Below are 18314 nucleotides of genomic sequence, written 5' to 3' on the forward strand. Positions count from 1 at the left end.
AACTGTCTTGATTACTCATAAAATAAAAAATACAAACTAATTTTAATTCTTTTTAATTTTCTATTCATTTAAAAAAACATTAAAATTAAGGTTACTATTACAATGATTCTTTAGAAAAACAAGTATCTTAGTTTACCAATAGGATACTTATATAGAATATAATTTTAATTGCAAAAAGTAAGAATCAACAACAAAAAAGCATAAACAAAAAACAATATAAAACATGAAACTACAAGATTTTGATAATGAGGAAGATAAAATAATCCATGAAAGTTTTAAACAAAAAACATGGACCGAAATAAGAACCCATGATAGCTGGGGAATATTCAAAATTATGTCTGAGTTTGTAAACGGTTATGAAAACATGGGGCGAATTGGACCTTGTGTAACTATTTTTGGATCGGCCAGAATCAAACCTGAAGATCACTACTATCAATTGGCCGAAAAAATAGCCTACAAAATCAGTAAAGCTGGTTATGGGGTAATTACTGGTGGTGGTCCTGGAATTATGGAAGCTGGTAACAAAGGAGCACATTTTGGTGGAGGAACTTCGGTAGGATTGAATATCGAGTTACCATTTGAACAACATTTTAATCCATATATTGATAGAGACAAGAATTTGAATTTTGATTATTTCTTTGTCAGAAAAGTAATGTTTGTACGATATTCGCAAGGATTTGTCGTAATGCCAGGAGGTTTTGGTACACTAGACGAATTATTTGAAGCCATCACTTTAATTCAAACCAAAAAAATTGGAAAATTTCCAATTATATTAGTCGGTTCATCTTTTTGGGCTGGTCTAATCGACTGGATAAAAACTGTTTTACTCGAAAAAGAACACACTATAAATCCTGAAGATTTGAATTTATTTAAAATTGTCGATACCGAGGACGAAGTGGTAGAAGTAATTGAGAAATTCTATAAGAAATACGATTTAAGCCCTAATTTTTAATCTCACAGCCGTTTGAAAGAACGGCTTTTTTATTTCAACGCTTTTCGATGCTTTTTAGCTGATTAATACTGTACTTTTCTTAATTATTTGTAAATTGTAGTAGCTTTATAACCTTATAAACTAATACATCGTCCCAGATTGAAAACATACAGCAAAATCATCTTCTCTATTATTGTTTTATGGGTGACTCAAAAACAGTATGCACAGCATCATTCTAAGATGACTGTAGTTGCTGATATGGAACAATCTTCTTTATCTATCCATCAAGAAATTACTTTCTACAACCAATCGAAAGACACGTTAACTACTATTGTTTTAAACGACTGGAACAATGCTTTCTCAGACAAAGAAAGTCCTTTGGGCAAACGATTTTCGGATGAGTTTTACAACAAATTTCATCTTGCGGATCAATCTGATCTTGGAGGCACAACAAACTTTATCGTTAACAATACACTGCAAAAAAAAGTTGGTTGGGAAAGAACAAAAAAAAATCCAGATTATATTAAAATTTTACTTGATACAAACTTATTACCCAATCAAAAAATCAAATTGATTCTGACCTATAATGTCAAAATACCAAGTGACAAATTCACAAAATATGGGCGTTTAGAAAAATCTGGAATGCATCTTAAGGATTGGTTCATCACTCCTGCTCGATATGAGAATCATCAATTTGTAAAATACAGTAACGAAAATCTGGATGATATTGCCAATGGCTCAACTGATTTTGATATTGACCTAAAAATTAAAGGCAAAAGCGACATCACAACAGACCTGTTACAACAACAAATATCACAGACCGAAGAGGAAACTCATGCGATTTTGACTGGAAAAAACAGAACAAATTTTGATTTAATAATCGAAAAAAAATCAAGTTATACAAAATTCAAAGTCAATAACTTAGAAGTATTTAATAACATTAATTCTGGAAGATTCAACGATTCGTTAAAAGCTAAAATTATCGAGCGAATCGTAACCTATTGCAACCATCATATAGGCGAATATCCGATGGATAAAATAATCATTTCAACAACCGATTATGAAAAAAATCCTTTTTACGGACTGAATCAGTTACCCAAATTTATGCGACCGTTTCATACCGATTTTTTATTCGAAATAAAATTTTTAAAAACATATTTAAATAATTATCTCAAAAACAGTTTAAGATTAGACCCCAGAAAAGACAATTGGATATTTGATGGAATTCAAATCTTTAGCATGATGAATTATATTGACCAATACCATCATGATGCCAAAATGATGGGAGACGCCTCTAAATATTATTTATTGAGAAGTTTCAAAATGGCTCAAACCGACTTTAATGAACAATACAGTTATTACTATATGCTTATGGCTAGAAAAAATCTAGACCAACCCCTTAATGTTTCGAAAAATACATTGATAAAATACAATGTTCAAATTGCCAATAAATACAAAGCTGGACTGAGTTTAAAATACCTTGATGATTACCTTGGCACTAATAAGGTTTCTACAGGAATTAAGCAATTTTACGAATTAAACCTTCAAAAACAAACGAATGGAAATGATTTTGAACAAATTTTAAAATCCAATTCACCCCAAAACATAGAATGGTTTTTTGAGTATATTATTGACAACCGAAAACCTATAGATTATAAATTTAGTCACATTACCAAAACCAGTGATAGTATTACTTTTAAGGTAAAAAACAAAGGAATCCCTCTAGTTCCGATGCCTATATTTGGAATCAGAGATAAACAAGTTGTTTTCAAAAAATGGTTAGAAACCAATCAAATAGACACTATTCTTACCATAGAAAGAAAAAAAATTGACAAATTAGTACTCAATTACAGCAATGAAGTTCCCGAGTTTAACCTAAGAAACAACTGGAAATCATTGCGTGCTTTTTCTTTAAATCGTCCTTTAAAAATGACCTTTTTTCAAGATTTAGAAGATCCACATCGTACGCAATTATTTTATGTCCCAACCTTATTTTATAATTTATACGATGGTTTTGCGCCAGGTTTTAGCTTCTATAACTACAGTTTATTTGATAAACCTTTTATGTTTAATGTTAATCCAATGTATTCCATTAATACCAATTCAGTCATTGGGAGCGGTTCTTTTGCATACAATCAATATTTAAGAGAGAACAGACTGTACAATATCCGATATTTATTAGGAGCCTCCTATTATCACTATGCTTCAGATGCTGCATATCTAAAATTGTATCCAAGTGTTTCTTTCTACATCAGACAACCAAATTATCGTGACAATAGAAAGCAAGCTTTTACAATGAAATACAACATTATTTACAAAGAACCTTCTTTGACAGTAATAGACAGCACCGATAATTATTCTATTTTAAACCTCAAATATTACAATATAAAAACAGAAATCACTAGTCATGTAAAATTCCTCACAGATATTCAATTCTCAGGATATTTTGGTAAAATCTCTGCCGAAATGGAGTTTCGTAAGCTATTCAATGACAATCGTTATTTTAATGCTCGTGTTTTTGCTGGAACTTTTATTTACAACAGCAACAACACACAAAATTATAATTTTGGAGTTTCTAGAGTAAACGATTATTTGTTTGATTATGCGGTTTATGCTCGATCGGAAACAACAGGTATATTAAGCCAACAGTTTATTTTAGGACAAGGCGGATTCAAATCATTTGTAACTCCTTCAGAAGCAAACCAATGGCTAACTACTACAAATTTAAGTTATTCACTACTTTGGAATTGGGTTGATGCTTATGCAGATTTTGGTCTGATAAAAAACAGAAACGCCGATCCTACTTTTTTATACGATAGCGGTATCCGACTGAATTTGGTTCAAGATTATTTCGAATTGTACTTTCCTATCTACTCTTCAAATGGATTTGAACCTGCAGATAAAAATTATGGCGAAAAAATTCGGTTTATTTTTATTTTCAATCCCAAATCATTAATCAACCTTTTTACTAGAAAATGGTTTTAATTCAAAATAAAAACTTTAATTTTTTAAACTTTTACACAATTATTTAAGCTAAAATTATTTATTTAATAAAAATACATTCGTTTTAATAAAAATTATTTGTGAAAAAACTAAAAAATAAACAATAATTTAATGCTGTTTAGATTGTTTTTAATTAAATTTGCTCCCGTAAGCAGACCTTTTTAAGATATGATTAAAGAAACAGTAGATACCAGTTTAACATTTGAAGATTTCAAAACTGAAGTTCTAAATGACTACAAAATTGCCTTAATAAGCAGAGAATGTAGCTTATTAGGTCGTAAAGAAGTATTAACAGGAAAAGCTAAGTTTGGTATTTTCGGAGACGGAAAAGAAGTCCCTCAGCTTGCAATGGCTAAATGTTTTAAAAACGGTGATTTTCGTTCAGGTTACTATCGAGATCAAACTTTTATGATGGCTATTGGCGAATTGACAATTGAACAATTTTTCGCTGGACTGTACGGACATACTGATTTAGAAATCGAACCTATGTCGGCAGGAAGACAAATGGGAGGTCATTTTGTAACCCATAGCTTAAATGAAGACGGTTCGTGGAAAAACTTAACACAACAAAAAAATTCGAGTGCCGATATCTCTCCTACTGCTGGACAAATGCCAAGATTACTAGGATTAGCACAGGCCTCGAAAATATACAGAAACATTCCTAACATCCCTAATGCAGAATTATTTTCGAATAATGGTAATGAAATTGCATGGGGAACTATTGGTAATGCCAGCACTTCTGAAGGATTATTTTTTGAAACCATAAATGCAGCCGGGGTTTTACAAGTACCAATGGTTATGAGTATTTGGGATGACGAATATGGTATTTCGGTACATGCAAAGCATCAAACTACTAAAGAAAACATCTCTGAAATATTAAAAGGATTTCAAATTGAAGAAGGAACAAACGGTTACGAAATTCTAACTGTAAAAGGTTGGGATTATGTAGATTTGATTGCTACTTATGAAAAAGCAGCCGAAATTGCTCGTGAAAGGCATATTCCTGTTATAATCCACGTTTCACAACTAACACAACCTCAAGGACATTCCAGCTCAGGTTCTCACGAAAGATACAAAAGCGCTTCACGATTGGCTTGGGAAAAAGAGTTTGACTGTATTCGTCAGATGAAATTATGGATGATTGCCATTAATATTGCGTCGCCAGAAGAACTCGAGGCAATAGACCTTGAAGCTAAAAAAGAAGTTTTTGAAGGTAAAAAGGCTGCCTGGAATACTTTTATCGAACCTATTATCGAAGAGAAAAATGAATTAATCTCTATTTTAGAAAAAGCAGTAACCACTAGCAACAGAAGAGACGAAATTCAAAGAAATATTAACAGTTTAAAGAATATAAAATCTCCCCTAAAAAAGGAGATTATGATAATTGCTCGAAAATCACTTCGTTTAATTATTAGCGAACCTCAAAAAGAAGAACTGTCCAATTGGATAACAAACTACTTCAAAATAACACAACCAAAGTTCAGTAGTCATTTATATTCTGAATCAGAAAACAATGTGTTTTCGGCCAAAGAGATATTGCCAGAATACGCACCAAACGCTGTGGCAGACACTGATGGCCGAATGATTTTGAGAGATAATTTTGATGCGCTATTTTCCAAATTTCCCGAAGCATTGATTTTTGGTGAAGATTCTGGAAACATAGGCGATGTAAATCAAGGGCTCGAAGGAATGCAAGAAAAGTACGGGGAACTTCGTGTTGCCGATACTGGAATTCGTGAAGCCACCATCATAGGTCAAGGAATTGGTTTGGCTCTAAGAGGTTTACGCCCTATTGCCGAAATACAATATTTAGACTATTTGATTTATGCCATTCAAACCATGAGTGATGATTTGGCTACTTTACAATATAGAACTGTTGGTAAACAAAAAGCCCCATTAATCATTCGTACCCGAGGTCATCGTTTAGAAGGAATTTGGCATTCTGGTTCTCCAATGGGAATGATTATTAATGCGGTTAGAGGAATCCGTGTATTGGTTCCTAGAAACATGACACAAGCAGCAGGTTTTTATAACTCATTATTAGAGTGCGACGAACCAGCTTTGGTCATAGAATGCTTGAACGGATACAGATTAAAAGAAAAAACACCTTTGAATTATGGTGAATTTAAAACACCTATTGGAGTTGTAGAAACACTAAAAAAAGGAAACGACATTACACTTGTTTCATATGGTTCTACCTTACGATTGGTAGAACAAGCCGCTAAAGAATTATTCGAAATAGGTATTGATTGTGAAGTAATAGACATACAATCTTTACTTCCATTTGATGTCAATCACGATATCCAAAAAAGTATCCAAAAAACCAATCGCTTATTGGTAATTGACGAAGATGTTCCTGGTGGAGCTTCAGCTTTTATTTTGCAACAAATAATTGAAAAACAAAATGCTTATGTTTATTTAGACAGTAAACCACAAACTTTGTCTGCAAAAGCTCACAGACCTGCATACGGAACCGATGGCGATTATTTCTCAAAACCATCAGCTGAAGATATTTTTGAAAAAGTTTATGACATGATACATGAAGTAAATCCTGCAAGATTCCCTTCTTTGTATTAATAGTTAAACCAATCGTAAAAGAAATCTCAATCTTAGGGTTGAGATTTTTTTTTATCTTTATACAACCAAACATACCTAGATGACAGCTCTTGAAAATTTATTTTTAGACTTGAAAGATATCAAAGTTATTGATGCCTCTATCCCCTACTCTCAATACACTTCTATAGACTTATCAGAATCAAATATTGCAATCGATCAAATTCAAAATTCGAATGAATTTGAACATTTTATTAATCATTTTTTGAAAGAGAAAAACGCAACAGTGGCTTTTGGTGGATATAATGAGAATAGAAATTTATACAAACGAAGCTCCGTATTCAATGCTTTAAATACCGAAGAACGCAATATACATATTGGTTTGGATTTATGGACAAAAGCTGGAACACCGGTATTAACCGCTCTTGACGGAAAAGTACACAGTTTTCAAAATAATGCCAAATTGGGTGATTATGGCCCAACAATTATACTGGAGCACCAATTTGAACAGCAAACTTTTTACACACTATACGGGCATTTGACATTACAGAGTATTGACAATCTTAAAGTTGGAGATTCTTTTAAGAAAGGACAAAAGTTGGCATTTTTAGGGGATTCATCGGTAAATGGCGATTATGCTCCACATTTGCATTTTCAAATAATAGCTGACATTGAAGATAATTTTGGAGATTATCCTGGAGTTTGCAGCAAAAATAAATTAGAGCATTATCTAAAAAACTGTCCCGATCCCAATTTACTTTTGAAAATCATATAACCATTTTTAAAATTTCAATTAAAATGAATCCAAACGAAAAAACAATTCAAAAATTTTATACTGCATTTGCTAATGCCGATGCCAAAACAATGTGCGAATGTTATCATCCATCTATACAATTTGAGGATCCTGCTTTTGGAAAATTAAAAGGTGATGAGGTACGTATGATGTGGAAAATGCTGTTAAAAAATAGCAACGGGAATATAAAAATAGAATACTCCGACATTAAAGCCAACGAAACATCTGGTTCTGTAAAATGGATTGCTACTTATAATTTTAGCAAAACCAACAGACAGGTCGTCAATGAAGTTCGTGGACAATTTCATTTTTCAGACGGATTGATACTACAACACACTGATTCGTTTGATATCTGGAAATGGTCAAGACAAGCATTTGGATTTAAAGGTTTCTTATTTGGATGGACAGGCTTCATGCAAAGAGAAATTCAAAAACAAGCCAAGATTTCATTAAAAGCGTTTCAAAATAAAGACCAATAAAAAAGGCTAAAATTGTACTAATTAGCCTTTTTTAATTCCTTTAAAAAAAAATTATTTAGCAATTGTCCCTTTTTGAGGAACCCTATTCAACAGTAAAACGCCAACTATAAAAAATACGGCCAAAAATACTATTGCTAATCTTGGACTGCCTGTAATTTGATCGATAATTCCATAGACACACATCCCTATCACAATTCCGATTTTTTCGGTAACATCGTAAAAACTAAAAAAAGAGGCTGTATCATCGGTTTCAGGCAATAATTTCGAATAAGTAGAACGAGATAAAGCTTGAATTCCGCCCATAACAAGTCCTACCAATGCTGCCATCACATAAAACTGCATAGGAGTTACGATAAAATAAGCCACAGAACACAATACAATCCAAAAACAATTGATTACGATAAGAACAGGTATATTTCCAAACTTAGTTGAGGCTCTGGAAGTTAATACTGCTCCAACAACAGCCACCAACTGAATCAACAAAATACAAATTATAAGCCCTGTTTGACTTTGACTATCTGATTCCCAAGCAATTTCTTGTGAGCCAAAATAAGTTGCAATTAGCATTACGGTTTGAACAGCCATACTATAAACAAAAAAGCTTACCAAATATCGTTTAAGTGGTATATTGGCTTCTAATAATTTCAAAACTTTTTTCAATTCATTGAAACCATTAAAAACTACCGCTTTTGTTATTTTTGAATCTGACTTTTTATTTCCTTTAGGCAAGAAATAATAGGTGTACTGACTAAATATGATCCACCAGATTCCAACCATTATAAAAGAATATTTCATTGCTTTCATTGCTGCCTCTCCTTTTGTTCCTGTGATACCAAAAAAATCAGGCATCAAAACCATTCCCAAATTAAGAACTAACAAAACTACACTTCCTATATATCCTAGAGAATATCCTTTGGCGCTAATTGAATCTTGCTGATCGGGAAAAGCTATATCTGGCAAATAAGAATTATAAAACACTAAACTTCCCCAAAAACCAATTAGTCCAAAAAAATAAAAAAACAACCCAACATAAATATTTTCTAAACTAAACCAGTTTAATCCAATACATGAAATAGCTCCCATATAGCAGAAGAATTTCATAAATGTTTTTTTATTTCCAACATAATCTGCAATTCCTGATAGTATTGGTGAAAAAATAGCAACCATTAAAAAAGCTATTGCAGTAACAAAACTAATCAGTGCTGAATTTTTTAAATTCATTCCGAAAACATCTATATAATGACTTCGATCAGAAAATAGGGATTCATAAAAAATTGGAAAAATTGCCGATGAAATCACTAAAGGATAAACGGAATTTGCCCAATCGTAAAATGCCCAAGCGTTTAATAACTTCTTGCTTCCTTTTTCTAAATCTGCCATACTTGATTTTTTTATTTGCGAATTTATTTATTTTTTTATTGGAATGATAGCCAATTATATTTTTTCACAGATTAATATTAAAAATTTAAAATTAGAATTTTAGAATATCCTCAAAAAGACGAAGCCATAAATCGACAACAATTTGTTATTGATCTATGGCTTATTAGTTTACAAATAGATTCCGACTATTTAGCAACTCCTTTTGCAGGAGCATTAACTTTTGCAGCAATTTCTCTTGCTTGCGGAATTAATTTTTTCAAATTAGCAATCCTAGTAGCATCTGAAGGGTGAGTACTCATGAATTCGGCAGGTGCTGATCCTCCTGATTGTGCCGACATTCTTTGCCAAAAAACAATACTCTCGTCTGGATTGAAACCTGCAATTGTCATTAAAATAAGTCCCAATTTATCAGCTTCACTTTCATGACTTCTACTAAAAGGGAGCATTCCTCCTACTTGAGTTCCTATTCCGTAATATTGTTGCCACATTTGTTGCTTTTCTGCACTTTGATTCCCTGTTGCAACGGCAACACCTGCAGCACCAATTTGCTGTATTTGACTAGCGCTCATTCGCTGCGCTCCATGATTGGCAATAGCATGCGACACCTCATGTCCCATCACGGTTGCTAAGCCATTTTCATCTTTGGCAATTGGCATAATTCCTGAATAAACAACAATTTTTCCTCCTGGCATACACCAAGCATTCACATCTTTACTCTCTACTAATTTATATTCCCATTGATAGCCTTTTAAATACTCTGGTTTACCAAGGTAATTTGCGTACTTTTCGGCTGCCGCTTTAATTCTAATTCCAACACTCTCTACTTTTTTAGCATCAGCAGTACCCGAAATTACTTTATTGTCTTTTAAAAAAGTTCCGTATTCCTGAAATGATGTTGCGAATAAATTATCATTTGACACAAAATTAAGCTCCTTTGAACCTGTAATAGGATTAGTTGCGCAAGAATAGACTAAACCAATTATACCGATTCCTAATAATATGTTTTTTTTCATAATGCATAGATTTAATTATCGAGGTATAAAGTTACATTTTTATTCCTTTTTATTTAAGAAGTTTTAAAAACTACAACCCCCAACGGAGGAAGTGTAATGGTGGCAGAATACTCTTTTTGATCGTGAGGATTATTTTCAACGGCTATTTTTTTAGTGTTTTTAACACCACTCCCTCCAAAATCACTTTCATCACTATTAAACACTTCTACAAGTTTTCCTTTTTGAGGAACTCCAATCTTATAGTTTTCTCTCACTACTTGCGTAAAATTGAGAACAATGATTAAATCATCTTTCGGATTGTTTCCTTTTCTAATAAAGGATAAAACAGCATTTTCATGATCTGAATAATTGATCCATTCAAAACCCTCTGGGCTAAACTGTTTTTCGTAGAGAGCTGGTTCGGATCTATACAGTTTATTGAGATTCGTGATTAATAACTTTATCCCATTGTGAAAATCATATTGTAATAAATGCCAATCTAAACTATTTTGAAAATCCCACTCTCCACTTTGTCCAAACTCATCCCCCATAAACAACAAATTGGTTCCTGGATGCGTAAACATATAACTATAAAGCAATCTAAGGTTAGCAAATCGTTGCCACTCATCACCTGGCATTCTTCCTAAAATAGACCTTTTCCCATATACCACCTCATCATGAGATAATGGTAACATAAAATTTTCTGTATAAGTATAGGTCATAGAAAAAGTCAAATCGTTTTGGTGGTACTTTCTATAAACCGTTTCTTTCTGGAAATATTGTAAGGTATCGTGCATCCAGCCCATCATCCATTTCATTCCAAATCCTAAACCACCTGCAAATGTAGGTCTAGAAACCATTGGAAATGATGTACTCTCTTCGGCTATAGTTTGTACTCCTTCATAATTGCCATAAACCGCTTCATTAAATTCTTTCAAGAAGCTAATAGTGTCTAGGTTTTCTCTTCCTCCATAAATATTAGGCTCCCATTCTCCATCATTCCTAGAATAATCCAAATATAACATAGAAGCAACAGCATCAACTCGGAGTCCATCAATATGATAATGTTGTAACCAAAACAAAGCATTACTAATTAAAAACGAACGAACTTCATTTCTTCCATAATTAAAAACCAAACTTTTCCAATCGGGATGATACCCCTTTCTTCTATCGGGATGTTCATATAAATGAGATCCATCAAAAAATCCCAAACCATGACTATCTTCAGGAAAATGTGAAGGCACCCAATCTAAAATAACACCAATTCCTGCTTGATGTAACTTATCTACTAATAGCATAAAATCTTGTGGGTTTCCAAAACGAGATGTTGGAGCAAAATATCCTACCAATTGATAACCCCACGAAGGATCATAAGGATACTCCATAACAGGCATAAATTCGACATGTGTAAAACCAGTTTCTTTAACATATTTTACAAGATCCTCTGCAAACTCTTTATAGGTCAAAAAACGATTTTCTTTACCTTTACGTTTCCAAGAACCCAAATGAACTTCGTAAACAGAGAATGGTTTATCTAAATCGTTATGTTCTTTGCGATTCTCCATCCATTTTTTATCCTTCCAAGTATAGTTTAAATCCCAAATTACTGAAGCTGTATGTGGCGGTTTTTCACAGTAAAAAGCAAAAGGGTCTGCTTTTTCGGTAATAATTCCGTTGATATTGGATTGAATTTTGAATTTATATTTGGTCCCCTGTTCTATCCCTGGTATGAAACCTTCCCAAATTCCCGAAGAATCCCAACGCACAAACAATTGATGCTCTCCTTGAACCCAATAATTAAAATCTCCAACCACCGAAACAGTCCTAGCCGATGGTGCCCACACAGCAAAATAAACACCTTTTACACCATCTACCTCAATGAAATGTGCTCCTAATTTTTCATAAAGTTTAAAATGTTTGCCTGCTTTGAATAAATCGATATCAAAATCCGTAAAAAGTGAATAGGTTTGTACTTTGTTCATATTTGTGGCTTTGTTTTTTATAAAATAATATTTCGCTGATTACGGTTAACGATGAATTTTGAAAAGATGAAAAGGCAAATCTGCAGAAAGCTCTACATAGTTCCATTCATTTTCCCAATAATATGAGTTTCCGGTAATTAAATCAGTTATATGAATATGACTAAAATCCGAAGGCATTCTTACCGAAGCACTACTTGTGTTGTGATTATCAAGATTTACAATCATCAAAGTTTCATCTTCTTTAGTGTCATCAAACTTGTAATAAGATATGATTTGGTCATTATTGGTTTCACAAAAAACAATATTATTGGTTTGTTGCAATGAAAGATGTTCGCGTCTAAGCATATTAATTCTAGTAATTAGTGTTATTAGCCTGTTGCGAATGCTCCAATCCCATTTATAATATTGATATTTTTCGGAATCTAAATATTCTTCTTTGCCATTACCCATTGGAGTACTAATCATATATTCAAAAATTGGTCCGTAAATTCCAACATTAGAACTTAGTGTAGCAGCCAAAAAATATTTTTGCAAATGCATTGATTCATTTCCGTGTTGCAAAGCAAATGGATTAATATCAGGTGTGTTGGGCCAAAAATTAGGTCTATAGAATTCTTTTTGTTCCGTTTGAGTTAGCTCCTCAACATATTGAGTTAATTCCTGTTTTGAATTTCTCCATGTAAAATACGTGTAGGATTGGCTAAAACCTTGTTTCGCTAATTCGTTCATAATTTTAGGACGGGTAAAAGCTTCGGCCAAAAACAATACATCGGGATGCGTTTTCTTTATTTCGGCAATTAACCAACCCCAAAAATAAAACGGTTTGGTATGCGGATTATCGACCCTAAAGACTTTGATATTACATTCTTCTACCCAGAACAAGGCAACCTCTAGTAATTCTTTCCATAAATTTTTCCAGTCTGAAGTTTCAAAATATATTGGTTGAATATCTTGATATTTTTTTGGAGGATTTTCAGCATACTGAACCGTTCCGTCAGGTCTCCATTTAAACCATTGCGGAAAATCTTTTACATAAGGATGATCTGGAGCTGCTTGCAAAGCATAATCCATAGCAACCTCTATACCTAATTCTTGAGCTCTCTGAACTAATTCTTTAAAATCCTCTATTGATCCTAATTCCGGATGAGTCGATTTGTGTCCGCCATAATGAGAACCTATTCCCCAAGGCGAACCTACATCACCAAACTCAGCGGTAGTAGCATTGTTTTTTCCTTTTCGGTTAATCTCTCCAATTGGATGGATTGGCGGAAAATACAAAGTATCAAACCCCATTTGGGCTACTCTAGGAAGTAAATTTATACAATCTTTAAAAGTACCGTGTTTACCTTCTTCAGAAGAAGCTGAGCGAGGAAAAAATTCGTACCAAGTACTAAAAAGAGCTTTCTTTCTATCTACATAAATTTTCAAATCGATCGATTTGTTTTCTAAAAAACGAACAGGATATTGTTTGAAAATTCGGTGCAATTCTTTGGATGTAGCTTCTCTGATTGCATTGTCGTATTCTGAATCTGTAGTGAAGAAATAAATTAGTTGATTAAGATATTCATTCTCAAAACCTTCAACCTGATTAAGAATTGCCTGAAGATATTCGGCTCCTTCCAGTAATTCTGATTTTACATATTGATTGTCATTTATTTTTCTTTCGGTACCATGTTGCCAATTTAAAGCATAATCTACCCAGCCTTCAACAAAATAGGTATAAGCCCCTTGTTTATCAACCTCAAATTCGGCAATCCATTCATCATTTCCTAGAGGAGTCATTCGTACTTCTTGCCAATTTTCATCAGCATCCTGTTTGAATTTCACACAACATTCTATGACATCATGTCCATCGGAAAAAACATTTGCCGTGACCACAACTTTTTGACCAACAATTCTTTTAATTGCAAATTTACCACTGTCAAGTTGTGGCAAAACATTTTCTATTATTATACGCGTTTGATACTGCATGTGCTACTTAATTTGAAACGTAAATTAGTAACTTTTATGTTTATAAAGCTTCAATAAAACCTTCAAAACATTAAGCTATTCTATTCTAAAATTATTTGGGATTATGGCTCCTTTTTTGACGACAACAATGCCTTCTTTAACAACATAAAATTCACTATTAACATTTTCTAAATGATTCCCTCCGTTAATATAAACATCATTACCTATTCTACAATTTTTATCAACTATGGCATTATTTATAAAACATCTTTCTCCAATTCCTATTAGTTGTTTGTTGTTTTTAATGTCTTCGTCCATTTGCTCAATGCTTTGATAATAATCGTTCCCCATTACATAGCAATTTTGGATAACGGTATCATCACCAATTCTAGTACGGACACCTATTACTGAACGAGTAATTTCTTTGGCATTCAATATACATCCGCCCGAAATTAAAGATCTATCAATTTTGGTTTCTTTGAATTTTGTTGGAGGCAACAATCTAGAACGCGTAAATATTTTATTTTGATCGTCGAATAAATTAAATTTAGGCAAATCATCGGTAAGACCAATATTGGCTTCAAAAAAGGAATCTATATTTCCAATATCAGTCCAATACCCTTCGTACTGAAAACTAAAAACTTTGTTTTGCCCGACAGCCTGTGGAATAATCTCTTTTCCAAAATCAGTTGTACTAGGGTTATCCATCAGCTCTACCAATAATTTTTTATTAAAGATATAAATCCCCATCGAAGCTAGATAGTGTTTTTCTTCTCGCTCCATTTCTTCACTTACCTGCGATTTCCAATCAGGCAATAACTCTTTAGCTGGTTTTTCGATAAAACTTTCGATAAAACTTTCAGAATTGGTTTTTAATATCCCAAAACCCGTTGCGTCTTTTTCGTTAACAGGAAGTGTTGCAATAGAAATATCGGCTTCATTTTTAATATGCGCATCAATCATATCATCCAAATCCATTTGGTACAACTGATCACCCGAAAGGATCAAAGCATAATCAAAATCGTGATTTAAAAAATGAGGCATACACTGTCTTACAGCATCGGCGGTTCCTTGAAACCATGTAGGATTATCAGGTGTTTGCTCGGCGGCTAAAATATCAACAAAAGCTTCTGTAAAAGCATTAAATTGGAAAGTATTCTTGATGTGGGCATTTAAAGAGGCAGAATTGAATTGTGTTAGAACAAAAATTCTATAAATATCCGAATTCAAACAATTTGAAATCGGGATATCTACTAATCTAAATTTTCCACCGATAGGAACAGCGGGTTTGGAACGTCTTTCTGTTAATGGAGATAATCTTGAACCTTGACCTCCTCCCAAAATAATAGCGATTACATTTTTCTTTTTAGTCTTCATGTCTTTTAGCAATAATTAAATTATATAATTCTAAATATTCTTGACCTACATGCTTCCAAGAATGGTCGGTATTCATGCCTTTTATTCTAATTTGATTAACAATATCTTTATTTTGAAATAGCCTAACTGCTCTTTCTATCGAAAAACAAATATCTTCGACAGTGGCTTGATCATGACAGATTCCGTTACCTTCATCTTCAAAATCTACAATTGTGTCTTTCAATCCTCCTACTCTCCTTACAATTGGGATTGTTCCGTAACGCATCGCATACATTTGATTCAGTCCACAAGGTTCAACTCTTGAAGGTATCAATATAAAATCAGAACTTGCGTATGTTTGATGTGCCAATTCTTCGTTATACCCAATATGCACGTGATAATTCTCTATAAAACTATCTTTCAACAGCTTAAGTTGACTTTCGATTTCTGTATCGCCATATCCTAAAATCAGGATATTAATTTCTTCTTTGAAAGTTTCCAAAACTGACACTACCGTCTTTGGCAATAAATCGGCTCCTTTTTCAGTATATAATCTTCCTATAAAACTAAAAAGTGGTTTTTCAGGATCCATATCAAACTGTGAGCACAATTGTTCCTTATTTTTTTGTTTGCCTTCTACACAATTTAAAATGGAATAATTTACAGCTATCATCGGATCGGTAGCGGGATTCCAAACTTCGTCATCAATTCCGTTAAGAATGCCTTTCGATTTATGGTTTGTCTGTTGAAATAAAGTTTCTAAACCATTATCGGAATAATTCAGTTCTTTCAAATAACTCGGTGAAACTGTAGTAACCCAATCTGCACATTTGATGGCTGTAGCCAATGAGTTGATACAATTTCCCCACTCTAATTCTCTAACATTAACCAAATCAAAATCTGGCAAATAATACAATTTAGTAAAAGAAAACACCCCTTGATACAATCCATTATGGATAGTGATAAGTGTAGCAACATTTTTTAAACTAACATATTTAGCACAATACTTTATCATAAAGGGAATTAACCCTGTGTGATGATCATGACAATGAATAATATTTGGAATAGTATCTTGTTCGGAAATCCAATCAAGTGTCGCTATTTGAAAAGACACGAATCGTTCAATATCATCACGATAATTATACACATTGGGTCTATCAAAAAGCTCAGGTATATCGACTACATACGCTTCAAAACCAAGTTTATTTGTAGATTCTTTTAGAATAGCATACGGAAAATTAAAGTTCCCTAATTTAACTTTTCCAGAGTGAACACACTCAAAATTGTTTTCTAACCTAAAAACTGTTTGATAACAAGGAATAACTACACTAACTTTGTTTTCTGTTTTTTTTTGATATTTAGGCAGTGCTCCAATTACATCAGCAAGACCACCAACTTTGGCAATTGGGTAACATTCAGCTCCAATATGAAATATATTCGTCAAATTTTAAAATATTATCTTAAATGCTATTATTATCATCCATCTAAATACTCTTCTAAATTTAAAAAAAAGCTAATTTTATTGTCGTTTCACAAATTAAATTAACATTAATTTTATAGTACTTCTATGTTTTTCTAAATTTAGTTAAAAAAATTAACACTTAAAAAGTTTTAAAGTAATTTTATCAATATGACAAAAAAGTCCACAAATCATACTAAACCATTAAAAATACCCAAAACAATACAACTTTCTAGTAAGTTTATCACTTTTCTGTCTCTCAAATGGGGTACAATTTTTGTTTCCAGATTATTCACAACCCCAATCAAACACAAACTTCCGAAACGTGAAATTGAAATGAATCAAAACAGTATTCAGCAAATGATTACTGTGCCTTCAATAAACAGAAAAATAAATATTTATCAATACGGAAAAAACAATAAAAAAGCGCTTCTTGTTCACGGTTGGTCTGGCAGAGGTACGCAATTATGTAAAATTGCAAAAGAACTTACCAACAACGGTTATGAAACCATAAGTTTTGATGCGCCAGCTCACGGAAAATCACCAGGAAGCACGACTGTTATGATCGATTTTATCGAATCAATCCTTGAAATTGACAAACAGTTTGGCCCATTTGAAATTATCATCGGACATTCATTAGGAGGAATGTCGGTAATGAATGCTATAAAACAAGGATTACAGGTTGATAAAGCCATAATCATTGGAAGTGGTGATATCGTAAAAGACATTACCGACGATTTTGTTACCAAATTGGGATTAAAACTCGACATCAGTGTTGCATTACGCAAACAATTTGAAAAAAAATACCATATCATTATGGACGATTATTGTGCCTATAAAGCGGCTCAAACCAGCACCGTGCCCACACTTGTTATTCATGACAAAGACGATCCTGAAGTTTCTGTAAAAGCCAGCATTCACATTCATAAACATTTAAAGAATGGCGAATTAATGATTACCGAACAATTGGGACACCGAAAGATATTGGCCGATCAGCAAGTAATTCAAAAAATAATTAATTTTATAAAAAAATAATGATTATGAACTATCCTTTTGTAAAATCAGAAAAAGAATGGGAAGACGAATTAGGTTCTGAGCGTTATAGAATTTTGCGTCAAAAAGGAACCGAATACCCACATACTGGAAAATACAATCTGCATTTTGAAAATGGCACTTATTGTTGTGGTGGTTGCGGAGTTCCTTTGTTTGAAAGCAGTTCAAAATTTGATGGACATTGTGGTTGGCCTTCTTTTGACGAATCTATTCCTGGAACAGTAGAATACATTAAAGATTTAAGCCATGGAATGATACGCACCGAAATAGTTTGTGCTAATTGTGGCGGACATTTAGGCCATGTTTTTAATGATGGTCCTACAAAAACAGGTCAACGATATTGTGTAAACTCTTTATCGGTTGATTTTAAAGAAAAATAATCT

At 32.9% G+C, this 18314-nt stretch carries 13 protein-coding genes; 7 read left to right on the forward strand and 6 right to left on the reverse strand.

The features are described from left to right. Nucleotides 1-223: 223 nt before the first annotated feature. The 5 genes from ABEB18_RS01685 to ABEB18_RS01705 all read left to right on the forward strand — a co-directional run bounded on the left by ABEB18_RS01685 (nucleotide 224) and on the right by ABEB18_RS01705 (nucleotide 7759). Nucleotides 224-952, forward strand: coding sequence for an LOG family protein (locus ABEB18_RS01685; protein ID WP_348797269.1), 729 nt, complete (start codon nucleotides 224-226; stop codon nucleotides 950-952). A 138-nt stretch (nucleotides 953-1090) separates the two neighbouring features. Next, nucleotides 1091-3916, forward strand: a complete 2826-nt coding sequence (locus tag ABEB18_RS01690; RefSeq protein ID WP_348797270.1) for a gluzincin family metallopeptidase — start codon at nucleotides 1091-1093, stop codon at nucleotides 3914-3916. 186 nt (nucleotides 3917-4102) lie between these two features. Further along, a complete protein-coding gene (locus ABEB18_RS01695; protein ID WP_348797271.1) occupies nucleotides 4103-6511 on the forward strand; it encodes an alpha-ketoacid dehydrogenase subunit alpha/beta in 2409 nt (802 codons plus the stop codon). 79 nt (nucleotides 6512-6590) lie between these two features. Further along, nucleotides 6591-7262 carry a peptidoglycan DD-metalloendopeptidase family protein gene (locus tag ABEB18_RS01700; RefSeq protein ID WP_348797272.1) on the forward strand — a complete coding sequence of 224 codons (672 nt, stop codon included), beginning with the start codon at nucleotides 6591-6593 and terminating at the stop codon, nucleotides 7260-7262. Between the two features lie 23 nt (nucleotides 7263-7285). Then, nucleotides 7286-7759 (forward strand): nuclear transport factor 2 family protein, encoded by a 474-nt coding sequence (locus ABEB18_RS01705; RefSeq protein WP_348797273.1) that lies wholly within the window; start codon nucleotides 7286-7288, stop codon nucleotides 7757-7759. A 51-nt stretch (nucleotides 7760-7810) separates the two neighbouring features. Here ABEB18_RS01705 and ABEB18_RS01710 read toward each other — a convergent pair whose 3' ends face one another. The 6 genes from ABEB18_RS01710 to ABEB18_RS01735 form a co-directional block, all read right to left on the reverse strand. Next, nucleotides 7811-9139, reverse strand: a complete 1329-nt coding sequence (locus ABEB18_RS01710) for an MFS transporter (RefSeq protein ID WP_348797274.1) — start codon at nucleotides 9137-9139, stop codon at nucleotides 7811-7813. A 185-nt stretch (nucleotides 9140-9324) separates the two neighbouring features. Beyond that, nucleotides 9325-10152, reverse strand: a complete 828-nt coding sequence (locus ABEB18_RS01715) for a M48 family metallopeptidase (protein WP_348797275.1) — start codon at nucleotides 10150-10152, stop codon at nucleotides 9325-9327. A 53-nt stretch (nucleotides 10153-10205) separates the two neighbouring features. Next, nucleotides 10206-12113 (reverse strand): 1,4-alpha-glucan branching protein GlgB, encoded by a 1908-nt coding sequence (glgB, locus tag ABEB18_RS01720; RefSeq protein WP_348797276.1) that lies wholly within the window; start codon nucleotides 12111-12113, stop codon nucleotides 10206-10208. A 45-nt stretch (nucleotides 12114-12158) separates the two neighbouring features. Then, entirely contained in the window at nucleotides 12159-14084 is a 1926-nt protein-coding gene (locus ABEB18_RS01725; protein WP_348797277.1) for an alpha-1,4-glucan--maltose-1-phosphate maltosyltransferase, read from the reverse strand. Between the two features lie 75 nt (nucleotides 14085-14159). After that, nucleotides 14160-15440, reverse strand: coding sequence for a glucose-1-phosphate adenylyltransferase (locus ABEB18_RS01730; RefSeq protein WP_348797278.1), 1281 nt, complete (start codon nucleotides 15438-15440; stop codon nucleotides 14160-14162). After that, nucleotides 15430-16863 (reverse strand): glycogen synthase, encoded by a 1434-nt coding sequence (locus ABEB18_RS01735; RefSeq protein WP_348797279.1) that lies wholly within the window; start codon nucleotides 16861-16863, stop codon nucleotides 15430-15432. Before ABEB18_RS01735 ends, ABEB18_RS01730 begins: the two co-directional genes overlap by 11 nt. Nucleotides 16864-17049: 186 nt before the next feature. Here ABEB18_RS01735 and ABEB18_RS01740 point away from each other — a divergent pair, with 186 nt between their 5' ends. Continuing rightward, on the forward strand, nucleotides 17050-17913 hold the full coding sequence (locus tag ABEB18_RS01740; RefSeq protein WP_348797280.1) for an alpha/beta hydrolase: 864 nt from the start codon (nucleotides 17050-17052) through the stop codon (nucleotides 17911-17913). A 5-nt stretch (nucleotides 17914-17918) separates the two neighbouring features. Continuing rightward, on the forward strand, nucleotides 17919-18311 hold the full coding sequence (gene msrB, locus ABEB18_RS01745; protein WP_348797281.1) for a peptide-methionine (R)-S-oxide reductase MsrB: 393 nt from the start codon (nucleotides 17919-17921) through the stop codon (nucleotides 18309-18311). Nucleotides 18312-18314: the final 3 nt, after the last annotated feature.

This window comes from Flavobacterium adhaerens (genome assembly GCF_040045115.1).
Classification (GTDB): Bacteria; Bacteroidota; Bacteroidia; order Flavobacteriales; family Flavobacteriaceae; genus Flavobacterium; species Flavobacterium adhaerens.